Source organism: Nocardioides sp. YIM 152588, from assembly GCF_040191335.1.
Lineage (GTDB): Bacteria > Actinomycetota > Actinomycetes > Propionibacteriales > Nocardioidaceae > Nocardioides.
The window spans coordinates 1-22,119 of the sequence record NZ_JBEGDJ010000065.1 but is presented as its reverse complement, the minus strand read 5'-3'; the positions used below and the strand labels follow the sequence as shown (position 1 = coordinate 22,119).

The following is a 22,119-nucleotide window of genomic DNA, read 5'->3' as shown; positions in this document are numbered from 1 at the left end:
GGGTGTGGGGCACACGAGGCGGGGCAAGGTGCGGGTGGGCTCGGGTTGGTGGGGGTCGTGTGCCTGTGGCATCGGGATGGCGGGGTGTGGGGCACACGAGGCGGGGCAAGGTGCGGGTGGGCTCGGGTTGGTGGGGGTCGTGTGCCTGTGGCATCGGGATGGCGGGGTGTGGGGCACACGAGGCGGGGCAAGGCGCGGGTGGGCTCGGGTTGGTGGGGGTCGTGTGCCTGTGGCATCGGGATGGCGGGGTGTGGGGCACACGAGGCGGGGCAAGGTGCGGGTGGGCTCGGGTTGGTGGGGTCGTGTGCCTGTGGCATCGGCATGGCGGGGTCTGGGGCACACGACCCGGGCCAGCCCCGAGCAGGCGCCGCTCGTGTGCCTCACGACCCGGAATACGGGTGCGTCAGGCACACGACCCGGGACAGCGGTCGGGTCGGGGGCGGTGCGGTCGGGTCAGGGGCGGTGCGGTCGGCGGAGCAGCGGCGGGAGGTAGGCCGCGCCGGGGGCCTCGTCGGACAGCGCGGCGACGTCGCCGGGGTTGGAGAAGGCGCAGCGCTGCAGGGAGAGGCAGCCGCAGCCGATGCAGCTGTCCAGCCCGTCGCGCAGGCGCCGCAGCGCCTCGAGCTGCTCGTCGAGGCGGGTCCGCCAGTGCCGGGAGATGGCCGCCCAGTCGGCCTTGGTCGGGGTGCGGCCCGCGGGCAGGCGGGCGAGCTCGTCGCGGATCTCCTCCAGCGTGAGCCCCACGTTGGCCGCGGCGCGGATGAAGGCCAGCCGCCGCAGGGTGGCCCGCTCGAAGCAGCGGCGGCCGCCGGAGGTGCGCTCGGCGGTGATCAGGCCCTGCGCCTCGTAGTAGCGCAGCGCGGAGGCGGCGAAGCCGCTGCGCGCGGAGACCTCGCCGATGGTGAGCAGGTCGTCCTTCCGCATCCGCCCGTCCCTCCCGCGTCCGCGGACACCGTCCGCGATCGCCCCTTGAACTCAAGTTCACTTTAACTTGAAGGATGGAGTGGAACAACCACCCCGCTCCCCAGGAGGAACCCATGCCCGTCGCACTCGTCACCGGCGGATCGGCCGGCCTCGGCCGGGCGCTCGTGACCGACCTCGCCGCCGACGGCTGGACCGTCGTCACGGACGCCCGCCGCGGCGACCGGCTCGCCGGCCTCGCCGACCTCGCCGACCGCACCGACCGCACCGACCGCACCGACCCCGCCGACCCCACCAACCCCGCCGCACCCGGCCGGATCGTCGCGATCGCCGGTGACGTCACGGACGCCGGCCACCGCGTGGAGCTCCGCCGCGCCGTCGCCGACGCCGGACGGCTCGACCTGCTCGTGCACAACGCGAGCACGCTCGGCCCCACCCCGCTGCCGCCGCTCGCCGCGGTCACGGCCGAGGACCTCCAGCGGGTCTGGCGGACCAACGTCGGCGCCCCCGTCGCGCTCACCGCGGAGCTGCTGCCGCTCCTCGTCGCCGCGCGGGGCGTGCTCCTCTCGATCTCCTCCGACGCGGCCGTCGAGCACTACCCCGGGTGGGGCGCCTACGGCTCCGCCAAGGCGGCCCTCGACCACGCGACCCTCACCTTCGCCGCCGAGAACCCGGCGATCACCGGGTACGCCGTCGACCCCGGCGACATGCGCACCCAGATGCACCAGGACGCGTTCCCGGGCGAGGACATCGGCGACCGGCCGCTGCCGGGGACGGTGGTCCCGCACCTGCGGGCTCTCCTGGCGCTCCGCCCGGCCTCGGGCCGCTACCGCGCGGCCGACGTCCCGGTCAACGACGTCCCGGTCAACGACGTCGCCGGCGCCAGCGGCCCGACGGAGGCGACGATGGCGGGAGCGCGGCCGTGAGCATCCTGGGGCAGCATCCGCACACCACCTTCCGCGCACCCGCCGACGCCTTCGCCCCGGCACCCGCCGAGCGCCGGGGCGTCGCCCGGGACGGGGTGAGGCTCCTGGTCGCGACCGACGCAGGCATCCGCCACGACAGGTTCCGCGGCCTGCCCGACCACCTCCGCGCGGGCGACGTGGTCGTCGTCAACGACTCCGCGACCGAGGCCCGCCAGGTCGACGGCGAGCTGGCGGGACGGAGTCGCCGCGGCCCCGTCGTCCTGCACCTGGCCACCCCGCTCGACGACGGCACCTGGGTGGTCGAGGTGCGCACCGCGCCCCACGCCGACCGCGCCGTGCTCGACGCGGAGCCCGGCGACGCGATCAGGACCGGCGACGTGACGGTCACGCTGGTCGACCCGTACCCGCGGCGCTCGTCGCCGACCGGCCACGGCAACCGGCTGTGGCGCGCCGCGGTCGACGGTCCCCTGCGGCGCCACGCGGCCCGCGCCGGGCGGCCGATCGCGTACGGGTACCTCGACCGGCGCTACCCGCTGTCGGCGTACCGGACGGTGTTCGGGACCCGCCCCGGCAGCGCGGAGATGCCGTCGGCCGGCCGCCCCTTCACCCACCGCCTGGTCACCGACCTCGTGGCCCGCGGCATCGCGGTCGCGCCCGTCACGCTGCACACCGGCGTCTCCTCGCAGGAGGCGGGGGAGGGGCCGCAGCCCGAACGGTTCGAGGTGCCGGCCGCCACCGCCCGCCTGGTCACCGCGGCCCGCGCCGGCGGCGGCCGGGTGGTCGCGGTCGGCACCACCGTGACCCGCGCGCTGGAGTCCGCGGTCGACCGGGACGGCCTGCTCCGCCCCGCCCGCGGCTGGACCGAGCGCGTGGTCACGCCGGCCGACCCGCCGCGGGTCGTCGACGGGCTGATCACCGGCTGGCACGACCCGGAGGCCTCGCACCTGCTGCTGGTCGAGGCGGTCGCCGGGCCGGAGGTCACCCAGGCGGCGTACGACGCCGCGGTGGCGCACCGCTACCTGTGGCACGAGTTCGGCGACGCGGCGCTGCTGCTGCCCTGAGCGCGCGTGACCGGGACGGCGCCACCGGGGTGCTCGCCACGCCCTAGGCTCGACGCGTGAGCCTCCCGCACCTGGACCTCAGCCGCTCCCCGCACGACCGGCAGGGGCTGCGCCGCACCGACGAGGAGTGGCTCGCCGCCCGCTGGGCCGAGGAGGGCAGCCGGGTGCTGGTCGTCGCGGGCACCCGGATCCGTCCCGGCGCGACCGGGCCGGAGTGGCTGCCGTCGCGGATGGCGCCCGAGGGCACCCGGGTCTACCTCGGCGATCGCGACGGCACGGCGTACTGGGCCGTGATCGTGGCGGGGGAGCAGGCGAAGGAGGAGCCCGGCGCGTGGGTGCCGCTGCGCGGGCTGCTGCCCTACCTGGTCTCGGCCGCCGACGGCACCGCGCCGCTGGTCTTCCACGCGATCGGGATCGCGGAGTGGCTCTGGGCGACCCGCTTCTGCCCCCGCTGCGGCGGCGGGCTGGTCCCGCGCGCGGCGGGCCACGAGCTGCGGTGCACCGAGTGCGGCAAGCCGCAGTTCCCGCGCTCGGACCCGGCCGTGATCATGCTGATCACCCACGGCGAGCCGTTCGCCGACGACGAGCGCTGCCTGCTGGGCCGCAACCCCGCGTGGCCCGCCGGCCGCTACTCCACGCTCGCCGGGTTCTGCGAGCCCGGCGAGACGCTGGAGGACGCGGTGCGCCGCGAGGTCGCCGAGGAGACCGGCGTCCTGGTCGGCGACGTCGCCTACTTCGGCAACCAGCCCTGGCCGCTGCCGGCCAGCCTGATGCTCGGCTTCCACGGCGTCGCCGTCGACGACGCGATCACCCTGGAGGACGAGGACGTCGAGGACGCCGTGTGGCTGACCCGCGAGGAGATGCGCGCCGGGGCCGAGGCCGGCAGCCTGGTGCTGCCGGGCGGGGTCTCGATCAGCCGCTCCCTCATCGAGCACTGGTACGGCGCCCCGCTGCCGGGCAGCTGGTGACCCGCCGCGGGACTCGTTCGCCCGCCGAGGCAACCTCCGCGCCGCCGAGGCGTCTGTAGGGGTGACACCTCGGACGGGAGATGCGATGGCTGAGCGGGCAGGCGGGTCCATGGAGCTGGACGGCGCGGACCTCGACGTGGCGGAGCTGTACGCCGCCCACCGGTTGTCGCTGACGCGGCTGGCGATCCTGCTGGTCGACGACGAGGCCAGCGCCGAGGACGTGGTGCAGGACGCCTTCGCGGCGCTGGTGCGGCGGGGGCGGTCGCTGCGCGAGCCCGGCGCGGCCCTCGGCTACCTGCGCACCAGCGTCGTCAACGGCGCGCGCTCGGCGCTCCGGCGCCGGCGCACCGCCCGCGGCTACGTGCCGCCGCACGACTCGGGTCCGCCGCGGCCCGAGGAGGTGGCGGTCCTCGCCGAGGAGCACCGCGAGGTGATCGCGGCGCTCGCCCGGATCGGCCGCCGCCAGCGCGAGGTGCTGGTGCTGCGGTACTGGGCGGGGTTGAGCGAGGCGGAGATCGCCGAGGCGACCGGGATCTCCCGGGGCGCGGTGAAGTCGAGCGCGAGCCGGGGCCTCGACGCCCTGGAACGGATGCTGAGCGGGCAGGAGGCGGCACGATGACCCCGACCGAGGAGCGCCTGCGCGCGGCGCTGGCGGCGCGCGCCGACCTGTACGACGGCTCCCGCGAGGCGCCGCCCGCGCCGACCGAGACCTGGTGGCACCGGTGGCGCGGACCCGTCGCCATCGCCGTGGCCGCCGCGGTGGTGGTCGCCGCCGGCATCGGGGTCGCCTTCGGCCTGACCGGTGGCCGGCGGGTCCAGCCGGCCCCGGCGCCGGCCACGCCCGGGACGCCCACCACGCCCTCGGCCACCGTGCCCGCGGGCGTCACCCTGTCCGGCGACGTGGACGGCGACGGCGTCCCCGACACGGTCACGACGCAGGGGCGCGTGCTCACCGCGGAGCTCTCCGGCGGCGGCACCGCCGAGCTCCGGCTGGCCCGGGGGGAGCGACCGAGCGGCCTGGCCGACGTCGGCGGCGACCGCCTGCTGCTGGTGGCCGGCGTGTCGGCGTACCGGCTCGGGGACGGCGGCAGCTTCCGGGTGGTGGCGACCAGCTGGTTCCCGCCGTCGCTGGTCTGGGTCGACGACGACGCGCGGCTGCTGACCGGCGTCCGGCACGAGGTGGACGGCGAGGAGTACCTGACCGCCTACGCCTGGACCGGGCGCGGCACCGAGCTGACGCCCGCGGCGGACCGGATGCACTGCCCCGGCGGCGAGGGCTCGGTCCCGACGCCGTGCGGCGACGGTGCGACGTTCGTCGGCGAGGTCGGGGACCTGCCCGAGCTGCAGCCGGCGCCGGTCGACACCGTCGGGGTAGGGGACGGCGAGGTGGTCTCCCAGGGGGCCGGCATCGACGGCCTGACCGCGCGGCTCGAGGGCAGCACGGAGCCCGAGGTCGGGGACGGCGACGTCGAGCTCGTCGTCGGCGGAGCACGCTATGGGCTGCCGGCCGGCGGTGCGCCCGCGCTGCTCCAGGCGAGCTTCCCGGCCGGCGACGGGGTCGCCTTCGCGGTGACCCGGTCGTTCGGCGACTCCACCGCCTACGACGTCTACCGCTACGACGGCAGCGGGATCGAGCCGGTGACGGTCGAGGCGGTCCGGGGCCTGGACCTGCACGGCGGCGGGCCGGCGGCGGGCGGCCCGTTCACCGACGTCTTCCTCTCGGGGTCCGGCGGGTTCGTCACCCTCCGCTCGCAGAGCGGGATCGACCTCTACCAGGACGCCGTGCAGTGGCGGCTGGAGGGCGACCGGATGGTCGGCACCGACCTGGGCACGGTCTGCCTGGACACGCTGGTCGACGCCCTGGACGTGCCGGGCGCGTACGGCGACTGCGGCCTGGGCTGAGCCGCCGGCTCAGTCGACCGGGTCGACGAGGCTCTCGAGCTTGGCCTTGACCTGCGCGATCGACGGGTTCGTCTGCGCGGTGCCGTCGACGTAGACCAGCGTGGGGACCGTCTGGTTGCCGTTGTTGGCGGACTCCACGATCGAGGCGGCGGCGGGGTCCTGCTCGATGTCCACGATGTCGAAGGTGATGCCCTCGCGGTCCAGCTGCGACTTCAACCGGTGGCAGTAGCCGCACCAGGGGGTGGTGTACATCGTGAAGCTCATCGGCAGGTGTCCTCTCGTGGCCGGACCGGGTCCGGTCGTGTCGGTCGTGTCGCCTACGGTGTCCATCGTCCCATCGACCGACGCCGATCCCGTCATCGAGGAGTTGTTCCGCGCGCCATGTCCCTGTCACCGCTCGGTCGCCGACCCGAGGACCTGCTCGACGCGCTGGACCCCGAGCAGCGTCGGGTCGCGGAGACCCTGCGCGGCCCCGTGCGGGTGCTCGCGGGCGCCGGCACCGGCAAGACGCGGGCGATCACGCACCGGATCGCCTACGGGGTCGGGACGGGCGTCTACGCGCCGACCGAGGTGCTCGCGCTGACCTTCACCACCCGCGCCGCGGGCGAGCTGCGGCAGCGGCTGCGCCAGCTGGGCGCGCCGGGCGTCCAGGCCCGGACCTTCCACAGCGCCGCGCTGCGCCAGCTGCGCTACTTCTGGCCCCAGGTGCACGGCACCGAGCTGCCGGCGCTGACCGAGTCCAAGCTCGGCATGCTCGCCGCGGCCTGCCGCAACCTGCGGATCCAGGCCGACCAGGCGCTGCTGCGCGATGTCGCCTCCGAGATCGAGTGGGCCAAGGTCAGCAACGTCGGCCACGACGACTACCCGGTGCTGGCGGCGAAGGCGGGGCGATCGGTGTCGGGCCAGACCCCCGACACCGTGGCCCGGCTCTTCGCGACCTACGAGGAGGTCAAGCGCGGCCAGGGGCGGATGGACATGGAGGACGTGCTCCTGTTCACCGCCGGCATCCTGCAGGCCGACGAGCGGGTCGCGGCGCAGGTGCGGCGCCAGTACAAGTGGTTCGTCGTCGACGAGTTCCAGGACGTCTCGCCGCTGCAGTTCGCGCTGCTCGGGCTCTGGCTCGGCGGCCGCGACGAGCTCTGCGTGGTCGGCGACCCCGCCCAGACGATCTACTCCTTCGCCGGCGCCGACGCCTCCTACCTGCGTGGCTTCGCCTCCCGGTTCCCCGACGCCACCTCGGTCGAGCTGGTCCGCAACTACCGCTCCTCGCCGCAGGTCGTCACGGCCGCGAACGGGCTGCTCGACGGCACCGCGAGCGCCGGCGTTCAGCTGCGCTCGCAGCGCGACGCCGGGCCCGCGGTCCGCTACGCCGGCCACCCGGACGAGGTGAGCGAGGCCGCCGCCGTCGCCGACCAGGTCGCGAAGCTGCACCGGGCCGGCACGCCGTACGGCGAGATGGCGGTGCTGTTCCGGATCAACGCCCAGTCCGAGACCTTCGAGGACGCGCTGGCCGACCGCTCGATCCCGTACGTCGTCCGCGGCGCCGCCCGGTTCTTCGACCGCGCCGAGGTGCGCGAGGCGGTCACCCGGCTCCGCGGCGCCGCCCGGTCCGGGGCCGCCGACGGCGTCGACGGCCCCTGGCCCGAGGTCGTCCGCGCCGTGCTGGCCGGCATGGGCTGGGCCGCCGAGCCGCCGTCCACGCGCGGGCAGGTGCGCGACCGCTGGGAGTCGTTCCAGGCGCTGGTCGACCAGGCCGACGAGTTCGCGGCCGAGCACGCCGCCGACGAGGGCTCGGCCCTGGGCGGTGGCCAGGCCGGCGGCTCGCTGAACGGGTTCGTCGACGACCTGGACCGCCGCGCCGCCGAGCAGCACGCGCCGTCGGCCGACGGGGTCACGCTGGCCACCTTCCACGCCGCGAAGGGCCTGGAGTGGGACGCGGTGTTCTGCTGCGGCGTCCAGGACGGCACCGTGCCGATCACCTACGCCGAGCAGGCCGGCGAGGCCGGCCGGCCGGAGGCGGTCGAGGAGGAGCGCCGGCTGCTGTACGTCGGCATGACCCGCGCGCGGGTGCACCTCTCCGTCTCGTGGGCGGCCGCCCGCAACCCGGGGCAGGCGGCCCGGCGGCGCCCGTCGCGCTTCCTGCTGCCGCTGCTGCCGGCCTCCCAGCAGCCGCAGGCGACCTCCCGCAGCCGCAGCGTCGCCCGCTGCCGCGAGTGCCACCGCCCGCTGGGCACCGCGGGGGAGCGCAAGCGGGGCCGCTGCGCGGAGCACCCGGTGCGCTACGACGAGGCGCTGCTGGAGCGGCTCAAGGAGTGGCGCAAGGCCGAGTCGAGCGAGCAGGGCAAGCCCGCGTTCGTGGTCTTCACCGACGCCACGCTGGAGCTCATCGCCGAGGTCCGGCCGGGTGACCTGAGCGGCCTGGGACGCATCAGCGGCGTCGGTCCCAGCAAGCTCGAGCAGTACGGCGAGGCGGTGCTGGAGCTGGTCGCCGACAGCGATGGCAGAAATTAGTTCCCTAAAAGGCCGATAAATAGTTTGCGCTCCCCAAATGGGGCGCCGTAGCGTTCCGTCTCAACAGCCCACAGCGCACCACGGTCCTGGCACGACCGGCGCACGATCACCGCAGAGGAGGTGGCCAGCATGGAGATCTACACGATGACCCCGGCGATGGACCGGCACTTCGTCGTGCCCGCCGTCGGCTGCGCCACCGCTGCCTCCGCCCTCCGGACCGATGTCCAGGGCGTCGTCGCGCGTGATGCGTTCCGTGCCGCCGAGCAGCGCGCCCTCGTGGCCGCCCCGGCGATCAAGCGGGACCGCGCCGCCACCACCGCCACCGGCAACGGCTGGACCGGCATCGCCGGCCTCGCCTCGGGATCTCCCACCTGGAGTCCACCCCTCTGAGCTCACGCTCAGTCGGCTGAACCTCCAGGCCGCGGAACCCGAAACCCGGGATCCGCGGCCTTTGTGTATCTCAGGGGCCGCAACCCGATCCCCCGATGAGATGACCAACGCGATCAGGTCGAAGAAGAGGAGGTGACACAGATGACCATCAGTGTTCTCGAGCCGACGCTGGACGAGCTGCTGCCCTGCCGCATCAACGATGCGGAGCTGTGGTTCGCGGAGTCCCCGTCCGACGTGGAGTCCGCCAAGGCCTTGTGCGGGGACTGCCCGATGCAGGCCCTCTGCCTCGCCGGAGCCCTCGAGCGGCGCGAGCCCTGGGGCGTCTGGGGCGGTGAGCTGTTCCTGCAAGGAGTGGTGATCCCCCGCAAGCGGCCCCGTGGCCGCCCCCGCAAGGACGCCAGCGCCGCCTAGGCCGCAGCACCGGCCACCCCACCCCACCCCACCACCACCAACTTTCCAACAGACGGAGAAGACCATGAACGGCTTGTACGAAGACCTGGCCCGCGCACGATTCGCCGCGCGCCTGGGAGAGGCGCAGCAGCGGCGCGAGGCCAAGGAGGCCCGCGCCCATCGCCTCAGCCGCAAGGCCGAGCGTGCCGCGCAGCAGGCGCGGCTCGCCCTCGCTCGCAACCTCTGAGGCCCGCAACGCGCAGCGAGACCGACTCGGGGCACCTCCCGAGCACCCTGATCGCGGGTGAAGCGAAGGGGCCGGATCCATCGGATCCGGCCCCTTCGTGGTGCGTAGGCTGGCTGCATGGCCGATGCCACGCCGGTGACCTGTGACTTCTGCGGCGCCGTGGCGCCGGGCGGGGAGACACCGCTGACCTGGACGCTGGCGGTCGAGAACGGTCGCCGGCGGCGCTTCTGCGAGGAGTGCTCGCGGCGCCACCTGCGCTCGATGGAGGCCAAGCTCGACAGCGAGTGGTGGTGACCCGACCGCTGCCCCGCCGACGAGGCAGGGCGCCGGATCACGGCAGCAGGAGGGGCACGTCCCAGGCGCAGCCGCAGTAGGGATGCCGCAGCCACCGGCGCAGCCGGGGTGATCCCGACCGGTCCGCGGGGGCGGGCAGGTCGATCGTCGCCGACCAGGTGCCCGGCTCGCCGCCGGCGGCGAACGTGGCGAGGTCGCGGACCGCCAGCGCCAGCGCCGTCAGGTCCTGCAGCGGGTCCACCGGCGCGGGCCGGCGCTCCGAGGCGCGGGCCGCCTGCTCCAGCAGGATCGGCCGGCGCGGGTCGTCCGCCGCCTCGTGCGCGTCGACGCAGCGCAGGCACGCGGTCCGGCCGGGCACGACGAACGGCCCGACCCGCCGCGTCTCGTCCAGGCCCGCGACGAGCAGGTGCGGCACGTCCGCCCGGACCAGCTCGTCGACCGTCCCGCGGCGCACCGGGCCGGGCGTCACCACCAGCCAGGCCGTCGGGTCGCGCTCCGCGGGGACCAGGCCCGCGAGGGCCAGCAGCGGGTCGAGGCGCTCGCGGCTGGCGTCGTCGGGCACCAGCAGGCCGACGGTGCCGACGGGCGCGGGCGGGTCGGGCGTGTCGTCCGCTCCCGGCGGGTCGTCCTCGCCCGGCACGGGGGTGGGCGTCGTACCGGTCAGGACGAGGTGGCCGCGCGCGGCCAGCAGGTCGAGCGCGTGCCGAGCGTCCGGGGCGTCGGCGCCCACGCCGACCCCGTGACGCTGTTCGAGGCGGTCCAGGAGGCCGCGGACCGCGGGGGTGTCGGGGAGCCGCACCGCGTCGTTGCCCAGCCCGACCTGCAGCGTCGCGGCGTCGCGGCGCAGCACGGCCCGTCCCGGGCGCAGCCGCAGGCGGTCCGCGGTGTCCGGCCCGGATGAGGACATCGTCATGGACGGAGGGTGGCACCGGCGCGGCCGTGACGCGGTCCGCTCTCCACAGGCCCGAAAAACAGCCGCGGGCGGCCCACCGTGAGGTGGACCGCCCGCCGGGTGTCTCGGGTGGCTCAGGCCTTGCCGAGGATCCGGTTGAGGTTGGTCCCGCACTCGGGGCAGACGGCCTTGGCCATCCGGGTCCCCTTCTCGTTGACCTTGACCTCGCCATCGGCCTGACGCTTGGCCTTGCACTTGACGCAGTAGAACTCGCCGCTCCAGGTCTCCGCCATGACGGCCTCCTTGCTCATGATTCGTTCGTTCGGTCGTCGCGACGGGGGACATGGGGGAAGCCCGCCGGGGTTCAGCACAGTTCTTGAACCTCCCCGACCCTACGGCACAGATGTTCAGAGTCGCAGTAGCGTGCCCCGTATGTCGCCAGACTCATCTTCCGTTTCCTCAGCCTCAGCAGCACCGGAGGGCGGCGCGGGGGAGGACCGGGGCCTCGCGCTGGAGCACCTGCGGCTGGAGCGACCGGCCCCCGGCGTCGCGCTGCTGGTGCTGGACCTGCCGGACCTGCGCAACGCGATGAGCCAGGAGATGACCGCCTCCTGGGTGCGCGCGATCGACCACCTGGCGGCCGACCCGGAGCTGCGCGCCGTGGTCGTCACGGGTGAGGGGCGGGCGTTCACGTCCGGCGGCAACACCGCCTGGCTGGCGGAGGGCGCCGACGGCGGCGTCGACGGCCTGCGGAAGCGGATGCTGCCCTTCTACCGTGCCTGGCTCTCCGTGCGCCGGCTCGAGGTACCGACCATCGCCGCCATCAACGGGCCGGCGATCGGGGCCGGGCTCTGCCTCGCGCTGGCCTGCGACATCCGGTACGCCGCGAGCGGGGCCCGGATGGGCGTCCCGTTCGTGAAGCTGGGGCTGCACCCCGGCATGGCCGGCACCTACCTGCTGCCCGACGTGGTCGGCCCGTCGGCCGCCCGCGACCTGATGCTGACCGGCCGGCTGGTCGACGCCGACGAGGCGCTCGGCCTCGGCCTGGTCTCGCGGGTGATCGAGCCCGACGCCTTCCTCGACACGGTGCTGGAGGCGGCGGCGGGGATCGCCGCCACCGCGCCGATCGCCAGCCGGCTCACCAAGGGGGCGCTGCAACGCGGCCACGCCGACCTCGAGGCGGCCCTGGCCTGGGAGTCCCTGGCGCAGCCGGTCACGCTGGCCACCGAGGACCTCCAAGAGGGGATCCGCGCGGTCCAGGAGAAGCGGGCCCCGGTCTTCCACGGCCGCTGAGGGCCGGCCCGGAGACGTAGAAGAGGCCTCCGGCTGCCGCCGACGTTTGCCTTCCCCTTGCGAACGTCCGCGGGCCACCGGAGGCCTCATCTGGGTAGAACGCTAGGAACCCGGATCGGTCACGTCAATCCCGGATTTTTCCCAGCTGTGGATGATCCTGTGGATATCGCTGTGGAGGCGGTGGACTGTCCGTGGACAGGCCGGGGGAGCCTGGGGACGGACGGTGGACAACCTGCGGCTCGTCCCGCCGGTCGGCCGGGGCCTCCCCGTCGCCGTACGCCCCGTAGGCTGCTGTGACCTGCGGCGATGCGGCCCGGCCGCGGCGATCCGGCCGGTGGAGGTTTCTCCACCGCCTGTGGACAGACAACGGAACGGAGCAGATCGTGACCGCGGACCGGTACGACGGCAGCCCGGTCGCCGCGCTGCGCCGGATCGCCTTCCTCCTCGAGCGCGGGAGGGCCGACACCTACAAGGTCCAGGCGTTCCGCCGCGCCGCCGCCGCGATCCTGCCGCTGCCGGTCGAGGAGGTCGCCGCCGCGGCGCGCGCGGGGACGCTGACCGACCTGCCCGGGGTCGGCGCCAGCACCGCGAAGGTGATCGCGGCCGCCGTCGCGGGGGAGCTGCCCGAGCGGCTGGCCGCCGCCGAGGCCGAGTTCGGCGGCCCGCTGACCGCCGGCGGCGCGGAGCTGCGCTCGCTGCTGCGCGGCGACCTGCACTCCCACTCGGACTGGTCCGACGGTGGCTCGCCGATCGAGGAGATGGCGATGACCGCGATGGAGCTGGGTCACGAGTACCTGGTGCTGACCGACCACTCGCCGCGCCTGAAGGTCGCCCACGGGCTGAGCGCCGACCGGCTGGCGCGCCAGCTCGACGTCGTGGACGCGGTCAACGAGCACCTCTCCGCCGGTGCCGCGGGGGCGGGCTTCACCCTGCTCAAGGGGATCGAGGTCGACATCCTCGACGACGGTGGCCTGGACCAGACCCCGGCGATGCTGGAGCGGCTCGAGGTGCGGGTCGCCAGCGTGCACTCGAAGCTGAAGATGGACCCGGACGCGATGACGCGGCGGATGGTGGCCGCGGTCCGCAACCCGTTCACCAACGTGCTCGGTCACTGCACCGGCCGGCTGGTCACCGGCGGCCGCGGCACCCGGGCCGAGTCGCGGTTCGACGCGCGGGCCGTCTTCGAGGCGTGCGCGGAGGAGGGCGTGGCCGTCGAGATCAACTCCCGGCCCGAGCGCCGCGACCCGCCGACGCGCCTGCTGGAGCTCGCCCGGGACGTCGGCTGCCTGTTCTCCATCGACAGCGACGCCCATGCCCCCGGTCAGCTCGACTTCCCGGTGCTGGGCTGCGAGCGCGCCGAGGAGCTTGGCATCGATTCACAACGAATTGTCAACACCTGGCCGAAGGAGCACCTGTTGGCCTGGGCGAGGCCCTAGGGTCGAACGCATGACCGAAACCCGTCGTCCGACGCGCCGTGGCCGCCAGGCCGCGGCCGACGACGCGTTGATGCGGCGGTCCCTGGAGCTCAGCGACCTCTACCTCGGCGGGCTCGCGCAGCCGGAGTCGGTGCGGTGGGTCTCCAACCAGCGGTCCCGGTGGGGCTCCTGCACCCCGGGCGACCGGACGATCCGGGTCTCGGAGCGGCTCAAGCGGATGCCCGACTGGGTCGTCGACTACGTCCTCGTGCACGAGCTCGCCCACCTGCTGGAGCCGCAGCACGACGAGAAGTTCTGGGCCTGGGTGAGCCACTACCCGCTGACGGAGAAGGCGAAGGGCTACCTGATGGGGTGGGCGGACGCCAACAACGTCAGCCGCCCGGTGGACTGACCCTCCCGAGGGTCGAGCGGCTCAGGCGCCGACCAGCGCCGCGCGCGCCCAGCCGATGAGCCGGTGCATGCTCGGCTCCAGCTCGGGCAGGGCGTCGACCGGCCACCAGCGCAGGGCCAGCGACTCCTCGCTGGTGACCTCCTGCGCGCCCGCCGGCGCCAGCGCCGCGTAGCGCACGTCCAGGTGGCTGACCCCGCCGCTCGGGCCGCAGAACGGGACGACGTGGACGTCCAGCTGCAGCGGCACCGGGTGGAAGGACAGCTCGGTGATCCCGGACTCCTCGCGGGCCTCGCGCAGCGCCACCGAGGCCAGGGTCGGGTCACCGGGCTCGGCGTGGCCGCCGAAGTGGAACCAGCGTCCCGCCTTGCGGTGCAGGTTGAGGAGCACCCGCTCGCCGGTGTGGTCCAGCACCAGCGTGCCGGCGGTCAGGTGGTCGGGGTGGGCCGAGCGCCACATCCCGTCCGGCTCGGCCTCGAGCAGGGCGACGAAGCGCGCGCGCAGCGCCTCCTGCTCGGCGTCCGGCGGCGTCCAGGCGCGCAGGGTCGCCAGCGCGTCGGCGTGCAGCGTCATCGACAGGTGCCGGCTGGTCAGGCGGTCGGCTCGTCGCCGGCGGCGGGGTCGCCCCCGTCGGTCTCGTCGGTCTCGCCCGTCTCGCCCGCGTCGTCCGCCGGGCCCTCCAGCAGCTTGCGCAGCTCGGCGTCGAAGTCCTCCGCGGACAGCTCCTCCGGCGGGGTCGCCTCCGCGCGGAAGGAGAGCGGGTCGTCGAGGTCCGCCGCGGTCGGCAGCAGGTCGGGGTGCATCCAGACGCCGTCGCGGGCCTCCGGGCCGGAGCGCGACCGCAGGCCGCCCCACAGCGTGGACGCGTCGCGCAGCCGGCGCGGGCGCAGCTCCAGCCCGACAAGCGCGGCGAAGGTCTGCTCGGCCGGACCGCCGGCGGCCCGGCGCCGGCGTACCGCCTCGCGGAGCTTGTCGGCCGACGGCATCCGCTCGGCGGTGGCCTGGCCGACCACCTCGTCCACCCAGCCCTCGACCAGGGCCAGGGCGATCTCGAGCCGGGAGAGCGCGGCCTCCTGGGCGGGCGTGGTCGGCGGGTCGAAGAGGCCGCCCTCGAGCAGCGACTGCATCGACTCGAGGTTGCTGGGGTCGATGCCGCGCAGCTGCTCCTGCATCCGCTCCTGGATCTGGGAGGCGTTGAGCTCGAGGCCCCGGGCGTAGTCGGTCACGGCGCCGATCAGGTAGTCGCGCAGCCACGAGACGTGCGCGAAGAGCCGCTGGTGGGCGGCCTCACGCAGCGCGAGGTAGAGGACCACGTCCTCCTCGGTCACGTCGAGGCCCTCGGCGAACTCGCGCACGTTGCTCAGCACCAGCGCCGCCTTGCCGGGGGCGCCGAGCGGGATGCCCACGTCGGAGGCGGTCAGCACCTCGCCGCCCAGCGCGCCGAGGCCCTGGCCGACCTGGCCGGCCAGCATCGCGCCGACGGCCTGGCCGAGGATCCCGATCAGGGGGCCGGCGCCCGCGCGCATCTCCTCGGGCAGCGCCTTGCCGACGCCGGCGAGGGAGGTCGCGGCGATCGGCTCGACCAGCACCTTCCACACGGGCTGGGTCTCGACCAGCCACTCGGCGCGGCTCCACGCGGCGGTGGTGGTGACCCCCGAGGGGAACGCGGTCGTGGCGTCGAGCCAGTGGTCGGCCAGCTGCAGCGCGTCGGCGACCCGGCCCTGGTCGCGGCTGGTCGGGGACGGGTCCGGCTGCTGGGCGATCGCGGCCCGCGCGATGTCGGTGGCGGCCTGCCAGTTCAGGGGCCCGTCGTGGGGCTGCATCAGGGACTGCAGCTGCTGGAAGAAGGCCTGCCCGCCGCCGGCGCCGCCGAACGCGCCGCCCAGCGCTCCGAAGAGCTGCTCGAACGGGGTGCCCTTGAACGGGTTCGGCTGCTCGGAGTCGCCAGTGCTCATGGCACCGAATTTACGCGGTTCGGCCAACCGTGCGCACAGCGACCGGGTCGTGGCCCGGATCCGGGCATAGGCTTCCGACCATGCCGCATCCCGCCGTACGTCTGGTCGCGATCAGCGAGGAGCCGCTCTCGGTCGCCGAGGTCGTCGACTCCCTCGACGACCCGACCGCGGGCGGGCTGGTGCTCTTCGTCGGCCGGGTCCGCGACCACGACGGGGGCAAGGGCGTCAAGGCGCTCTCCTACTCCGCCCACCCCAGCGCGCTGGACCGGCTGGCCGAGGTCTGCGACCGGGTGGCGGCGGCGCACGACGTGACGGGTCTGGCGGCGGTGCACCGGGTCGGGGACCTCGCCATCGGCGACCTCGCGGTGGTCGTGGCGACGACGGCCGCGCACCGCGGCTCCTCCTTCGACGCCAGCGAGGCGCTGATCGACACGCTCAAGGCCGAGGTGCCGATCTGGAAGCACCAGGGGTTCACCGACGGCACCGAGGAGTGGGTCGGCGCGCCGTGACCGATCGCCGCCGCCGGCGACCTATCGTCGGGGCGTGGAGATCCTGCTCTGGCTCGCGCCCGCCGCCGTCGTCACGGTGGTGACGTCGCTGTGGGTCGCCTGGTGGGGTCGCCAGCAGCGCGGGCGCCCGGTCGACGCGGAGACCGCGGCCCGCCGCCTCGGGGAGGCGCTCGAGCGGGAGCACCGGCGCCGGCCCGGCTACGCCGTCCAGCGGCGCCCCGGCTACGTGGCCGACCGCAGCAGCGGCGTCGCGCTCCGCCCGTCCCGCACCCGCCCGGTGCTGCTGGACGGGGAGCAGCACCGGTCCGGCGAGGGCGGCGGCGAGGGCGGCGGCCCGTCGGAGGGCCGCTTCGCCGGCGGCCACGGCCGCCGCGCCTCCTGATCCTGCCGGGCCCGCGCGCCTGATCAGGCGTGTCGCCCGCCGCCGCGCCATCTTGGCGCGGATGAGAAGGTAGGCGCCATGAACCAGCGCACCCTCGCCGCGTTGATCGCCGGGCCGCTGGTGATCACGCTCGGCGCGGTCGCGCTGGCGGTGCCGCTGCCCTACGCCAGCTACAGCCCCGGGCCCACGTTCGACATCCTCGGCGTGGACTCCGACGACGCCGAGATCATCCAGGTCGACGGGCACCGGTCGTACTACGACGACGGCCAGATCCGGTTCACCACCGTGCTCTCCTCCGCGCGCGGGCGCAAGCTGTCGATGGGCGAGGCGCTGGTCCGGTGGGCCGATCCCGACCAGGCGGTGATCCCGTACGACGTCGCCCACCCGCCGAACCAGACCGCCGAGGACGAGAAGGTCGAGGGCGAGGTGCAGATGACCACCTCCCAGGACGTCGCCAAGGCGGTCGCGCTGGGGGAGATGGGGATCGACGTCGAGCCGCGCCTGCAGGTCGCCCACGTCAGCAAGGACGGTCCGGCGCACGGCGAGCTGCTGGTGCGCGACGTCTTCGTGAAGATCGACGGCGAGCCGGTGACCAGCAGCGAGCAGGTCATCGAGCAGGTCCGGACCCACGACGACGGCAGCCCGGTCACCCTGGTGATGCGCCGCGACCGGAAGAACCTGACCGTCAAGATCGTGCCGGAGATCGAGGACGGCGTGCCCCGGATCGGCGTGCTCCTGGGCGTCGGCTACGACTTCCCGTTCGACATCGACCTCCAGGTGGACCCGGCCGTCGGCGGACCCAGCGCCGGGCTGATGTTCTCGCTGGCCATCTACGACACGCTCACCCCCGCCTCGCTGACCGGCGGCGAGATCGTCGCTGGCACCGGGGAGATCGCCTCGGACGGCCGGGTCGGCGCGATCGGCGGCATCGCGCAGAAGATCGCCGGTGCCGAGGACGCGGGCGCCGAGCTCTTCTTCGTCCCGGCCGGCAACTGCGACGACGTCGCCGGCCTCGACCCGGAGCTGCGGCTGGTCAAGGCGACCACGATGCACCGGGCCCGGCTGTCGTTGGAGAAGTGGTCCGAGGATCCCGATGCCGAGCTGCCGACCTGCTGACATCATGCCGAGACCGCACCGCGACCCCGCCGTGACCTGTGGCACTTTTGGTGCCCCCCGGACCGTTACCCCCGTGTGAACCCGATGCACCTGGAGATCTGCTGATGGACTACGAGCTCGACGTCGACCCGGCCCTGGCCACTGCGGTGCTCGAGATCGAGCAGCACCACGCAGGCGCCGGCTGGGACCAGCCCGCGCGGCTGTACGCGCTGGTCGACACCGCCGCGCTCGTGGCCCAGGAGCCGTCGCTCGCCGCCCAGCTCGGCCTCGACGGCCCCGGCGAGCGCGGCTCGCTGACCCCGATCGAGCAGGAGGAGCTGCCGGCCGACCAGAGCCTCGAGGAGGTCCTGGGGCAGATCGGCTGGCCGGACGGGGTCACCGGGTGCGCGGCCGTGGTCGAGCGGCTGGTCCTGCCGCCCTCGGCGGACGGGCACGTGCCGGAGGACAAGGACGCCGCCGAGGAGTTCGCCCGCGAGCACCCCGACCGCGAGGAGGTGCGGATCGTGGCCGGCGTGACGCGGCACGGCGCGTCGTACTGCGCCCTGCGGCTGCGCAGCCACGACGAGGACGCCGCGGTGATGGGCGGCGTCGACCTGGTCCCGAACCTGCTGGACCTGCTGCGCGGCACGCTGGTGGAGGAGGACGAGGGCGATGAGTGAGCTGTTCGACGAGGAGCCGACGCAGCCCGCGCCGACCCGGCCCGGGCGCCGGGGCCGGGCGCTCGTCATCACGATCGCCGTCCTGGTGGTGGGCTTCTTCCTGCTGACCGCCTTCTCCACGATCTACACCGACCGGCTCTGGTACTCCGACGTCGGCTACGGCCAGGTGTTCAGCACCCTGCTGTGGACCCGGATCGCCCTGTTCGTGGCGTTCGGCGTGCTGATGGGCGCCATGGTCGCGGTCAACATGCACCTGGCGTACCGGTTCCGGCCGCTGTTCCGGATGGCCGGCGGCGACGCGAGCGTCGAGCGCTACCGGGACGCCGTCACCCCGATCCGCGGCTGGCTGCTGGCCGGCGTGGCGGTCGTGGTCGGCCTGTTCGCCGGCACCTCCGCGCTGGGGCAGTGGCGCACCTACCTGCTGTGGCGCAACGCCGAGCCGTTCGGCAAGAAGGACCCCTACTTCAACCGCGACATCGGCTTCTACGTCTTCGAGCTGCCGTGGTGGCACTACGTCGTCGACTTCGTGATGGCCGCCTCCGTCGTGGCGCTCCTGGCGACGGTGCTGGTCCACTACCTGTACGGCGGCATCCGCCTCCAGGTCCGCCACGACCGGGTCTCCTCGGCGGCGCAGCTCCAGATCTCGGTGCTGCTCGGCGTCTTCGTGCTGGCCAAGGCCGCCGACTACTTCCTGGACCGCTACGACCTCGTCACCGACGACCACGCGCTCTTCACCGGCATGAACTACACCGCGCAGAACGCGGTGCTGCCGGCCCGCAACATCCTGCTCGGCGTGGCACTGATCTGCGCCGTGCTGTTCTTCCTCAACATCTGGCGCCGCACCTGGCAGCTGCCGTCGGTCGGCCTGGCGCTGCTCGCGCTCTCGGCCATCCTGCTCGGCATGATCTGGCCGGCGATCGTGCAGAGCTTCCAGGTGAAGCCGACGGAGGCCGACAAGGAGGCCTCCTTCATCCAGGCGAACATCAATGCCACCCGCGACGCCTACGGGCTGAGCGAGGTGGAGACCGAGTCCTACTCCGGCACGCCGCCGGTCGCGGGCGTCGCGGCCGACGACGTGCTGCCGCAGCTGGAAGAGGTCCCGGTGGTGGACCCCAAGCAGGTGCGCGACACCTTCGAGCAGCTCCAGCAGCCGCGCGTCTACTACTCGGTGGCCTCGGTGCTGGACGTCGACCGCTACACGATCGACGGCGTCGACCAGCCGCTGGTGCTCGGTGTGCGCGAGATGGACCAGGCCGGCCTCAACGCCAACGACCAGAACTGGTCGAACCTGCACACCGTCTACACCCACGGTGAGGGGATCATCGCCGCGTACGCCAACAAGGTGTCCTCCTCCGACGCGGACGGCCGGATGGTGTGGGCCGAGGGCATCGAGTCCGAGGAGTCCGGGACCGAGATCAAGAGCGAGAACGCGCTCGGCGACTTCGAGGAGCGGATCTACTTCGGCGAGCTCTCCCCGTCGTACTCGATCGTCGGCAAGGCCGGCGAGGACGCGGCGGACGTCGAGCTGGGCCTGGCCAACACCGACACCGACGCCGGCGACACCCGCACGACGTACGACGGCGCCAGCGGCGTGCCGGTCGGGTCGACGTTCAACCAGCTGCTCTACGCGATCAAGTTCGGCGAGCCGAACTTCCTGCTCTCGGGCCGCGTCAACGCCAACTCCCGGGTGCTCTACGACCGGGAGCCGGTGACGCGCGTGGAGAAGGTGGCGCCGTGGCTGACGGTCGACGGCGACCCGTACCCGGCCGTGGTCGACGGCAAGGTGCTGTGGATCGTCGACGGCTACACGACGACCGACCGCTACCCGAACTCCGAGCGGGAGTCCTTCGAGTCGATGATCGAGGACTCGCTCCAGGAGGACACCGGGCTGCGCACCATCCCGACCGACGAGGTCAACTACGTGCGCTCGGCGGTCAAGGCGACCGTCGACGCCTACGACGGCACCGTGACGCTCTACGAGTGGGACGAGGAGGACCCGATCCTCCAGACCTGGATGAAGGCGTTCCCCGACACCGTGAAGCCGAAGTCGGAGATCTCCGACGACCTGCTGACCCACGTGCGCTACCCCGAGGACCTGTTCAAGGTGCAGCGCTACCAGCTGGCCCGCTATCACGTCACCGACGCGGGCGACTTCTACCAGGGCAGCGACCGCTGGGAGGTCCCGCAGGACCCGAACTCGCCGGCGAGCTTCCAGCCGCCGTACCGGATGTTCAGCGACATCGGTGACGGCGAGGAGTGGTCGCTGACCTCGGTCTTCGTGCCGCGCGGCAAGAACAACCTGGCGTCGTTCGTGGCGGTGAACTCGGACGCGACCTCCGGCGACTTCGGCAAGATGAGGGTGCTGGAGATGAACTCGGCCAGCGTTCGTGGCCCGGGCCTGGTCGCCAACGAGATGAGCCAGGACGGCGACGTCCGCGACGAGCTGCGCGAGTACGAGCAGACCTCCTCGCCGCCGGTCTTCGGCAACGTGCTGACCGTGCCCGTGGAGAACGGCCTGACCTACGTGCAGCCCGTGTACGCCGTGCGCGCCGGCGGCGCCACGTCGAGCTTCCGGATCCTCCAGTTCGTGATCGTCTCCTACGGCGGCGAGGTCGGCATCGGCCGCAACCTGGAGACCGCCATGGAGGCGGCGCTCGGCGACGGCGACGGCACCGGCACCGGAGGCACCTCCGGGTCGGGGTCGGGCGGCACCAAGGGCGACAGCGGTGGCACCCAGGGCGACAAGGGCGGCACCACGGGCGACGGCGGGAGCTCGGACCTCACCGTCGACGAGCAGATCGACCAGCTGCTCGTCGAGGCGAACGAGGCCTTCGACGCCGCGTCCGCCGCCCAGGCGGCGAACGACACCGCCGAGTGGGCCAAGCAGCTCGAGATCGCCCAGCGGAAGGTCGAGCGGGCCGCGGCGCTCGCCGGCCAGCGGGAGTCCGGCTCCAGCGGATCCGGCCAGGAGGGGTAACGCGCCATGGTGCTGACCCTCGACCTGGTCGGCATCTTCGTCTTCGCGATCTCCGGCGGCCTGGTCGCCGTGCGCAACCACCTCGACATCGTCGGGGTGGTCGTGCTGGCGATGGCGACCGGCCTGGGCGGCGGTCTGATCCGCGACGTGCTGATCGGGGACGTGCCGCCGCCCGCGCTGGTCGACTGGCGCTACCTGGCGGTGCCGGCGTTCGCCGGCCTGCTCACCTTCTGGTGGCACCCGGAGGTGGGTCGGTTCGAGCGGCTGGTCAACGTCTTCGACGCCGGCGGGCTCGGGCTGTTCTGCGTCTCGGGTGCGCTCAAGGCGGAGGAGTTCGGGCTCGGTCCGGTCGCGTCGGCGGCGCTGGGGCTGGTGACCGGCATCGGTGGCGGGGTGATCCGCGACGTCCTGGCCGGGCGGGTCCCGGTCGTGCTGCGCAACACCGAGCTCTACGCGATCCCGGCGCTGAGCGGTGCCGCCGTCGCGGCGGTCGGTGTCGAGGCTGGGCTCGACCCGCTGGTGGTGATGGGGCCCGCGATCGCGCTGACCACCGGCTGGCGGCTGCTCGCGCTGCGCAGGAACTGGACGGTGCCGGCGCCGCGACTGGGTCCGCCGCGCTGACGTCGCGGCGGGTGCGGTGGGGCTCGGCGGGCCGTGGCGTGGTGGGTCGTGGTGTGGCGGGTCGTGTGCCTGAGGCATCGGGCGGGCCACGGTGTGGCGGGTCGTGTGCCTGAGGCATCGGGTGGGCCACGGTGTGGCGGGTCGTGTGCCTGAGAGCCCGGGATACGGGTGTGTGGAGGCTCAGGACATCGCGGACACATTGAGTCTCACGACATCGCGGACACCTGACCGGTTCACGACCCGTCCAGCGCGCACGATGCGCAGGGTGGATCGTGGCCAGA

25 protein-coding genes are annotated in these 22,119 nt (G+C 74.0%); 19 read left to right on the top strand and 6 right to left on the bottom strand.

Going from position 1 to position 22,119, the window contains the following annotated elements:
* Positions 1-453 precede the first annotated feature (453 nt).
* On the bottom strand, positions 454-924 hold the full coding sequence (gene soxR, locus ABLM29_RS20100) for a redox-sensitive transcriptional activator SoxR (RefSeq protein WP_349716336.1): 471 nt from the start codon (positions 922-924) through the stop codon (positions 454-456).
* A gap of 113 nt (positions 925-1,037) precedes the next feature.
* On the opposite strand from soxR, the gene ABLM29_RS20095 reads away from it, so the two are divergent.
* The 5 genes from ABLM29_RS20095 to ABLM29_RS20075 all read left to right on the top strand — a co-directional run bounded on the left by ABLM29_RS20095 (position 1,038) and on the right by ABLM29_RS20075 (position 5,778).
* A complete protein-coding gene (locus ABLM29_RS20095; RefSeq protein ID WP_349716335.1) occupies positions 1,038-1,847 on the top strand; it encodes an SDR family NAD(P)-dependent oxidoreductase in 810 nt (269 codons plus the stop codon).
* Positions 1,844-2,908 (top strand): S-adenosylmethionine:tRNA ribosyltransferase-isomerase, encoded by a 1,065-nt coding sequence (locus ABLM29_RS20090; RefSeq protein WP_349716334.1) that lies wholly within the window; start codon positions 1,844-1,846, stop codon positions 2,906-2,908. Before ABLM29_RS20095 ends, ABLM29_RS20090 begins: the two co-directional genes overlap by 4 nt.
* 56 nt (positions 2,909-2,964) lie before the next feature.
* The gene (nudC, locus tag ABLM29_RS20085; RefSeq protein ID WP_349716333.1) at positions 2,965-3,876 is read left to right on the top strand and encodes an NAD(+) diphosphatase; all 912 of its coding nucleotides are present in this window, start codon (positions 2,965-2,967) and stop codon (positions 3,874-3,876) included.
* 85 nt (positions 3,877-3,961) lie between these two features.
* Entirely contained in the window at positions 3,962-4,495 is a 534-nt protein-coding gene (locus tag ABLM29_RS20080) for an RNA polymerase sigma factor (RefSeq protein WP_349716332.1), read from the top strand.
* Positions 4,492-5,778, top strand: coding sequence for a hypothetical protein (locus ABLM29_RS20075; protein ID WP_349716331.1), 1,287 nt, complete (start codon positions 4,492-4,494; stop codon positions 5,776-5,778). Before ABLM29_RS20080 ends, ABLM29_RS20075 begins: the two co-directional genes overlap by 4 nt.
* A 9-nt stretch (positions 5,779-5,787) precedes the next feature.
* Here ABLM29_RS20075 and ABLM29_RS20070 read toward each other — a convergent pair whose 3' ends face one another.
* On the bottom strand, positions 5,788-6,042 hold the full coding sequence (locus tag ABLM29_RS20070) for a mycoredoxin (RefSeq protein ID WP_349716329.1): 255 nt from the start codon (positions 6,040-6,042) through the stop codon (positions 5,788-5,790).
* Between the two features lie 117 nt (positions 6,043-6,159).
* Between ABLM29_RS20070 and ABLM29_RS20065 the strand changes: the two genes are divergently transcribed.
* The 5 genes from ABLM29_RS20065 to ABLM29_RS20045 all read left to right on the top strand — a co-directional run bounded on the left by ABLM29_RS20065 (position 6,160) and on the right by ABLM29_RS20045 (position 9,610).
* Positions 6,160-8,289, top strand: a complete 2,130-nt coding sequence (locus ABLM29_RS20065; protein ID WP_349716328.1) for an ATP-dependent helicase — start codon at positions 6,160-6,162, stop codon at positions 8,287-8,289.
* A gap of 129 nt (positions 8,290-8,418) precedes the next feature.
* Positions 8,419-8,679, top strand: a complete 261-nt coding sequence (locus ABLM29_RS20060) for a hypothetical protein (RefSeq protein WP_349716327.1) — start codon at positions 8,419-8,421, stop codon at positions 8,677-8,679.
* A 141-nt stretch (positions 8,680-8,820) separates the two neighbouring features.
* Entirely contained in the window at positions 8,821-9,090 is a 270-nt protein-coding gene (locus tag ABLM29_RS20055; RefSeq protein WP_349716325.1) for a WhiB family transcriptional regulator, read from the top strand.
* Positions 9,056-9,316 carry a putative WhiB-interacting protein gene (locus ABLM29_RS22350; protein WP_502889281.1) on the top strand — a complete coding sequence of 87 codons (261 nt, stop codon included), beginning with the start codon at positions 9,056-9,058 and terminating at the stop codon, positions 9,314-9,316. Before ABLM29_RS20055 ends, ABLM29_RS22350 begins: the two co-directional genes overlap by 35 nt.
* 117 nt (positions 9,317-9,433) lie before the next feature.
* Complete coding sequence (locus ABLM29_RS20045; protein ID WP_349716323.1) at positions 9,434-9,610, top strand: hypothetical protein; 177 nt, start codon at positions 9,434-9,436, stop codon at positions 9,608-9,610.
* Positions 9,611-9,647: 37 nt separating this feature from the next.
* Here the strand turns inward: ABLM29_RS20045 and ABLM29_RS20040 are convergent, their stop codons facing one another.
* Both ABLM29_RS20040 and ABLM29_RS20035 read right to left on the bottom strand, forming a co-directional pair.
* Positions 9,648-10,523, bottom strand: coding sequence for a hypothetical protein (locus ABLM29_RS20040; protein ID WP_349716322.1), 876 nt, complete (start codon positions 10,521-10,523; stop codon positions 9,648-9,650).
* Positions 10,524-10,636: 113 nt separating this feature from the next.
* Entirely contained in the window at positions 10,637-10,795 is a 159-nt protein-coding gene (locus ABLM29_RS20035; protein ID WP_168929513.1) for a DUF5679 domain-containing protein, read from the bottom strand.
* A gap of 139 nt (positions 10,796-10,934) precedes the next feature.
* Between ABLM29_RS20035 and ABLM29_RS20030 the strand changes: the two genes are divergently transcribed.
* From ABLM29_RS20030 to ABLM29_RS20020, 3 genes are all read left to right on the top strand, one after another.
* Positions 10,935-11,795, top strand: coding sequence for an enoyl-CoA hydratase/isomerase family protein (locus ABLM29_RS20030; protein WP_349716321.1), 861 nt, complete (start codon positions 10,935-10,937; stop codon positions 11,793-11,795).
* Positions 11,796-12,178: 383 nt separating this feature from the next.
* Positions 12,179-13,231 (top strand): PHP domain-containing protein, encoded by a 1,053-nt coding sequence (locus tag ABLM29_RS20025; protein WP_349716320.1) that lies wholly within the window; start codon positions 12,179-12,181, stop codon positions 13,229-13,231.
* Between the two features lie 10 nt (positions 13,232-13,241).
* Complete coding sequence (locus tag ABLM29_RS20020; RefSeq protein WP_349716319.1) at positions 13,242-13,622, top strand: M48 metallopeptidase family protein; 381 nt, start codon at positions 13,242-13,244, stop codon at positions 13,620-13,622.
* A gap of 21 nt (positions 13,623-13,643) precedes the next feature.
* Here ABLM29_RS20020 and ABLM29_RS20015 read toward each other — a convergent pair whose 3' ends face one another.
* Positions 13,644-14,192, bottom strand: a complete 549-nt coding sequence (locus ABLM29_RS20015) for an NUDIX hydrolase (RefSeq protein WP_349716318.1) — start codon at positions 14,190-14,192, stop codon at positions 13,644-13,646.
* Between the two features lie 17 nt (positions 14,193-14,209).
* Entirely contained in the window at positions 14,210-15,574 is a 1,365-nt protein-coding gene (locus tag ABLM29_RS20010) for a zinc-dependent metalloprotease (RefSeq protein WP_349716316.1), read from the bottom strand.
* An 80-nt stretch (positions 15,575-15,654) separates the two neighbouring features.
* Between ABLM29_RS20010 and ABLM29_RS20005 the strand changes: the two genes are divergently transcribed.
* The 6 genes from ABLM29_RS20005 (at position 15,655) to ABLM29_RS19980 (ending at position 21,838) form a co-directional block, all read left to right on the top strand.
* Positions 15,655-16,083, top strand: coding sequence for a molybdenum cofactor biosynthesis protein MoaE (locus ABLM29_RS20005; RefSeq protein ID WP_349716315.1), 429 nt, complete (start codon positions 15,655-15,657; stop codon positions 16,081-16,083).
* Between the two features lie 34 nt (positions 16,084-16,117).
* Positions 16,118-16,465 (top strand): hypothetical protein, encoded by a 348-nt coding sequence (locus ABLM29_RS20000; RefSeq protein WP_349716314.1) that lies wholly within the window; start codon positions 16,118-16,120, stop codon positions 16,463-16,465.
* Between the two features lie 78 nt (positions 16,466-16,543).
* Positions 16,544-17,581, top strand: a complete 1,038-nt coding sequence (locus tag ABLM29_RS19995) for a YlbL family protein (RefSeq protein WP_349716313.1) — start codon at positions 16,544-16,546, stop codon at positions 17,579-17,581.
* Between the two features lie 104 nt (positions 17,582-17,685).
* Positions 17,686-18,240: a PPA1309 family protein gene (locus tag ABLM29_RS19990; RefSeq protein WP_349716312.1), complete on the top strand. Its 555-nt coding sequence runs from the start codon at positions 17,686-17,688 to the stop codon at positions 18,238-18,240.
* On the top strand, positions 18,233-21,217 hold the full coding sequence (locus ABLM29_RS19985; protein ID WP_349716311.1) for a UPF0182 family membrane protein: 2,985 nt from the start codon (positions 18,233-18,235) through the stop codon (positions 21,215-21,217). The genes ABLM29_RS19990 and ABLM29_RS19985 overlap by 8 nt, the downstream gene beginning before the upstream one ends.
* Positions 21,218-21,223: 6 nt before the next feature.
* Complete coding sequence (locus ABLM29_RS19980) at positions 21,224-21,838, top strand: trimeric intracellular cation channel family protein (RefSeq protein ID WP_349716310.1); 615 nt, start codon at positions 21,224-21,226, stop codon at positions 21,836-21,838.
* Positions 21,839-22,119: the final 281 nt, after the last annotated feature.

What these genes read in the sequence shown, in the direction of transcription:
- ABLM29_RS20010 (WP_349716316.1), bottom strand. Translation starts at nt 15,574, where the DNA reads ATGAGCACTGGCGACTCCGAGCAGCCGAACCCGTTCAAGGGCACCCCG.
- ABLM29_RS20060 (WP_349716327.1), top strand. Translation starts at nt 8,419, where the DNA reads ATGGAGATCTACACGATGACCCCGGCGATGGACCGGCACTTCGTCGTG.
- ABLM29_RS20045 (WP_349716323.1), top strand. Translation starts at nt 9,434, where the DNA reads ATGGCCGATGCCACGCCGGTGACCTGTGACTTCTGCGGCGCCGTGGCG.
- ABLM29_RS20065 (WP_349716328.1), top strand. Translation starts at nt 6,160, where the DNA reads ATGTCCCTGTCACCGCTCGGTCGCCGACCCGAGGACCTGCTCGACGCG.
- ABLM29_RS20020 (WP_349716319.1), top strand. Translation starts at nt 13,242, where the DNA reads ATGACCGAAACCCGTCGTCCGACGCGCCGTGGCCGCCAGGCCGCGGCC.
- ABLM29_RS19980 (WP_349716310.1), top strand. Translation starts at nt 21,224, where the DNA reads ATGGTGCTGACCCTCGACCTGGTCGGCATCTTCGTCTTCGCGATCTCC.
- ABLM29_RS20035 (WP_168929513.1), bottom strand. Translation starts at nt 10,795, where the DNA reads ATGGCGGAGACCTGGAGCGGCGAGTTCTACTGCGTCAAGTGCAAGGCC.
- ABLM29_RS20015 (WP_349716318.1), bottom strand. Translation starts at nt 14,192, where the DNA reads ATGACGCTGCACGCCGACGCGCTGGCGACCCTGCGCGCCTGGACGCCG.
- ABLM29_RS19985 (WP_349716311.1), top strand. Translation starts at nt 18,233, where the DNA reads ATGAGTGAGCTGTTCGACGAGGAGCCGACGCAGCCCGCGCCGACCCGG.
- ABLM29_RS19995 (WP_349716313.1), top strand. Translation starts at nt 16,544, where the DNA reads ATGAACCAGCGCACCCTCGCCGCGTTGATCGCCGGGCCGCTGGTGATC.
- ABLM29_RS20070 (WP_349716329.1), bottom strand. Translation starts at nt 6,042, where the DNA reads ATGAGCTTCACGATGTACACCACCCCCTGGTGCGGCTACTGCCACCGG.
- ABLM29_RS20040 (WP_349716322.1), bottom strand. Translation starts at nt 10,523, where the DNA reads ATGACGATGTCCTCATCCGGGCCGGACACCGCGGACCGCCTGCGGCTG.
- ABLM29_RS20080 (WP_349716332.1), top strand. Translation starts at nt 3,962, where the DNA reads ATGGCTGAGCGGGCAGGCGGGTCCATGGAGCTGGACGGCGCGGACCTC.
- ABLM29_RS19990 (WP_349716312.1), top strand. Translation starts at nt 17,686, where the DNA reads ATGGACTACGAGCTCGACGTCGACCCGGCCCTGGCCACTGCGGTGCTC.
- soxR (WP_349716336.1), bottom strand. Translation starts at nt 924, where the DNA reads ATGCGGAAGGACGACCTGCTCACCATCGGCGAGGTCTCCGCGCGCAGC.
- ABLM29_RS20055 (WP_349716325.1), top strand. Translation starts at nt 8,821, where the DNA reads ATGACCATCAGTGTTCTCGAGCCGACGCTGGACGAGCTGCTGCCCTGC.
- ABLM29_RS20075 (WP_349716331.1), top strand. Translation starts at nt 4,492, where the DNA reads ATGACCCCGACCGAGGAGCGCCTGCGCGCGGCGCTGGCGGCGCGCGCC.
- ABLM29_RS20030 (WP_349716321.1), top strand. Translation starts at nt 10,935, where the DNA reads ATGTCGCCAGACTCATCTTCCGTTTCCTCAGCCTCAGCAGCACCGGAG.
- ABLM29_RS20005 (WP_349716315.1), top strand. Translation starts at nt 15,655, where the DNA reads ATGCCGCATCCCGCCGTACGTCTGGTCGCGATCAGCGAGGAGCCGCTC.
- ABLM29_RS20095 (WP_349716335.1), top strand. Translation starts at nt 1,038, where the DNA reads ATGCCCGTCGCACTCGTCACCGGCGGATCGGCCGGCCTCGGCCGGGCG.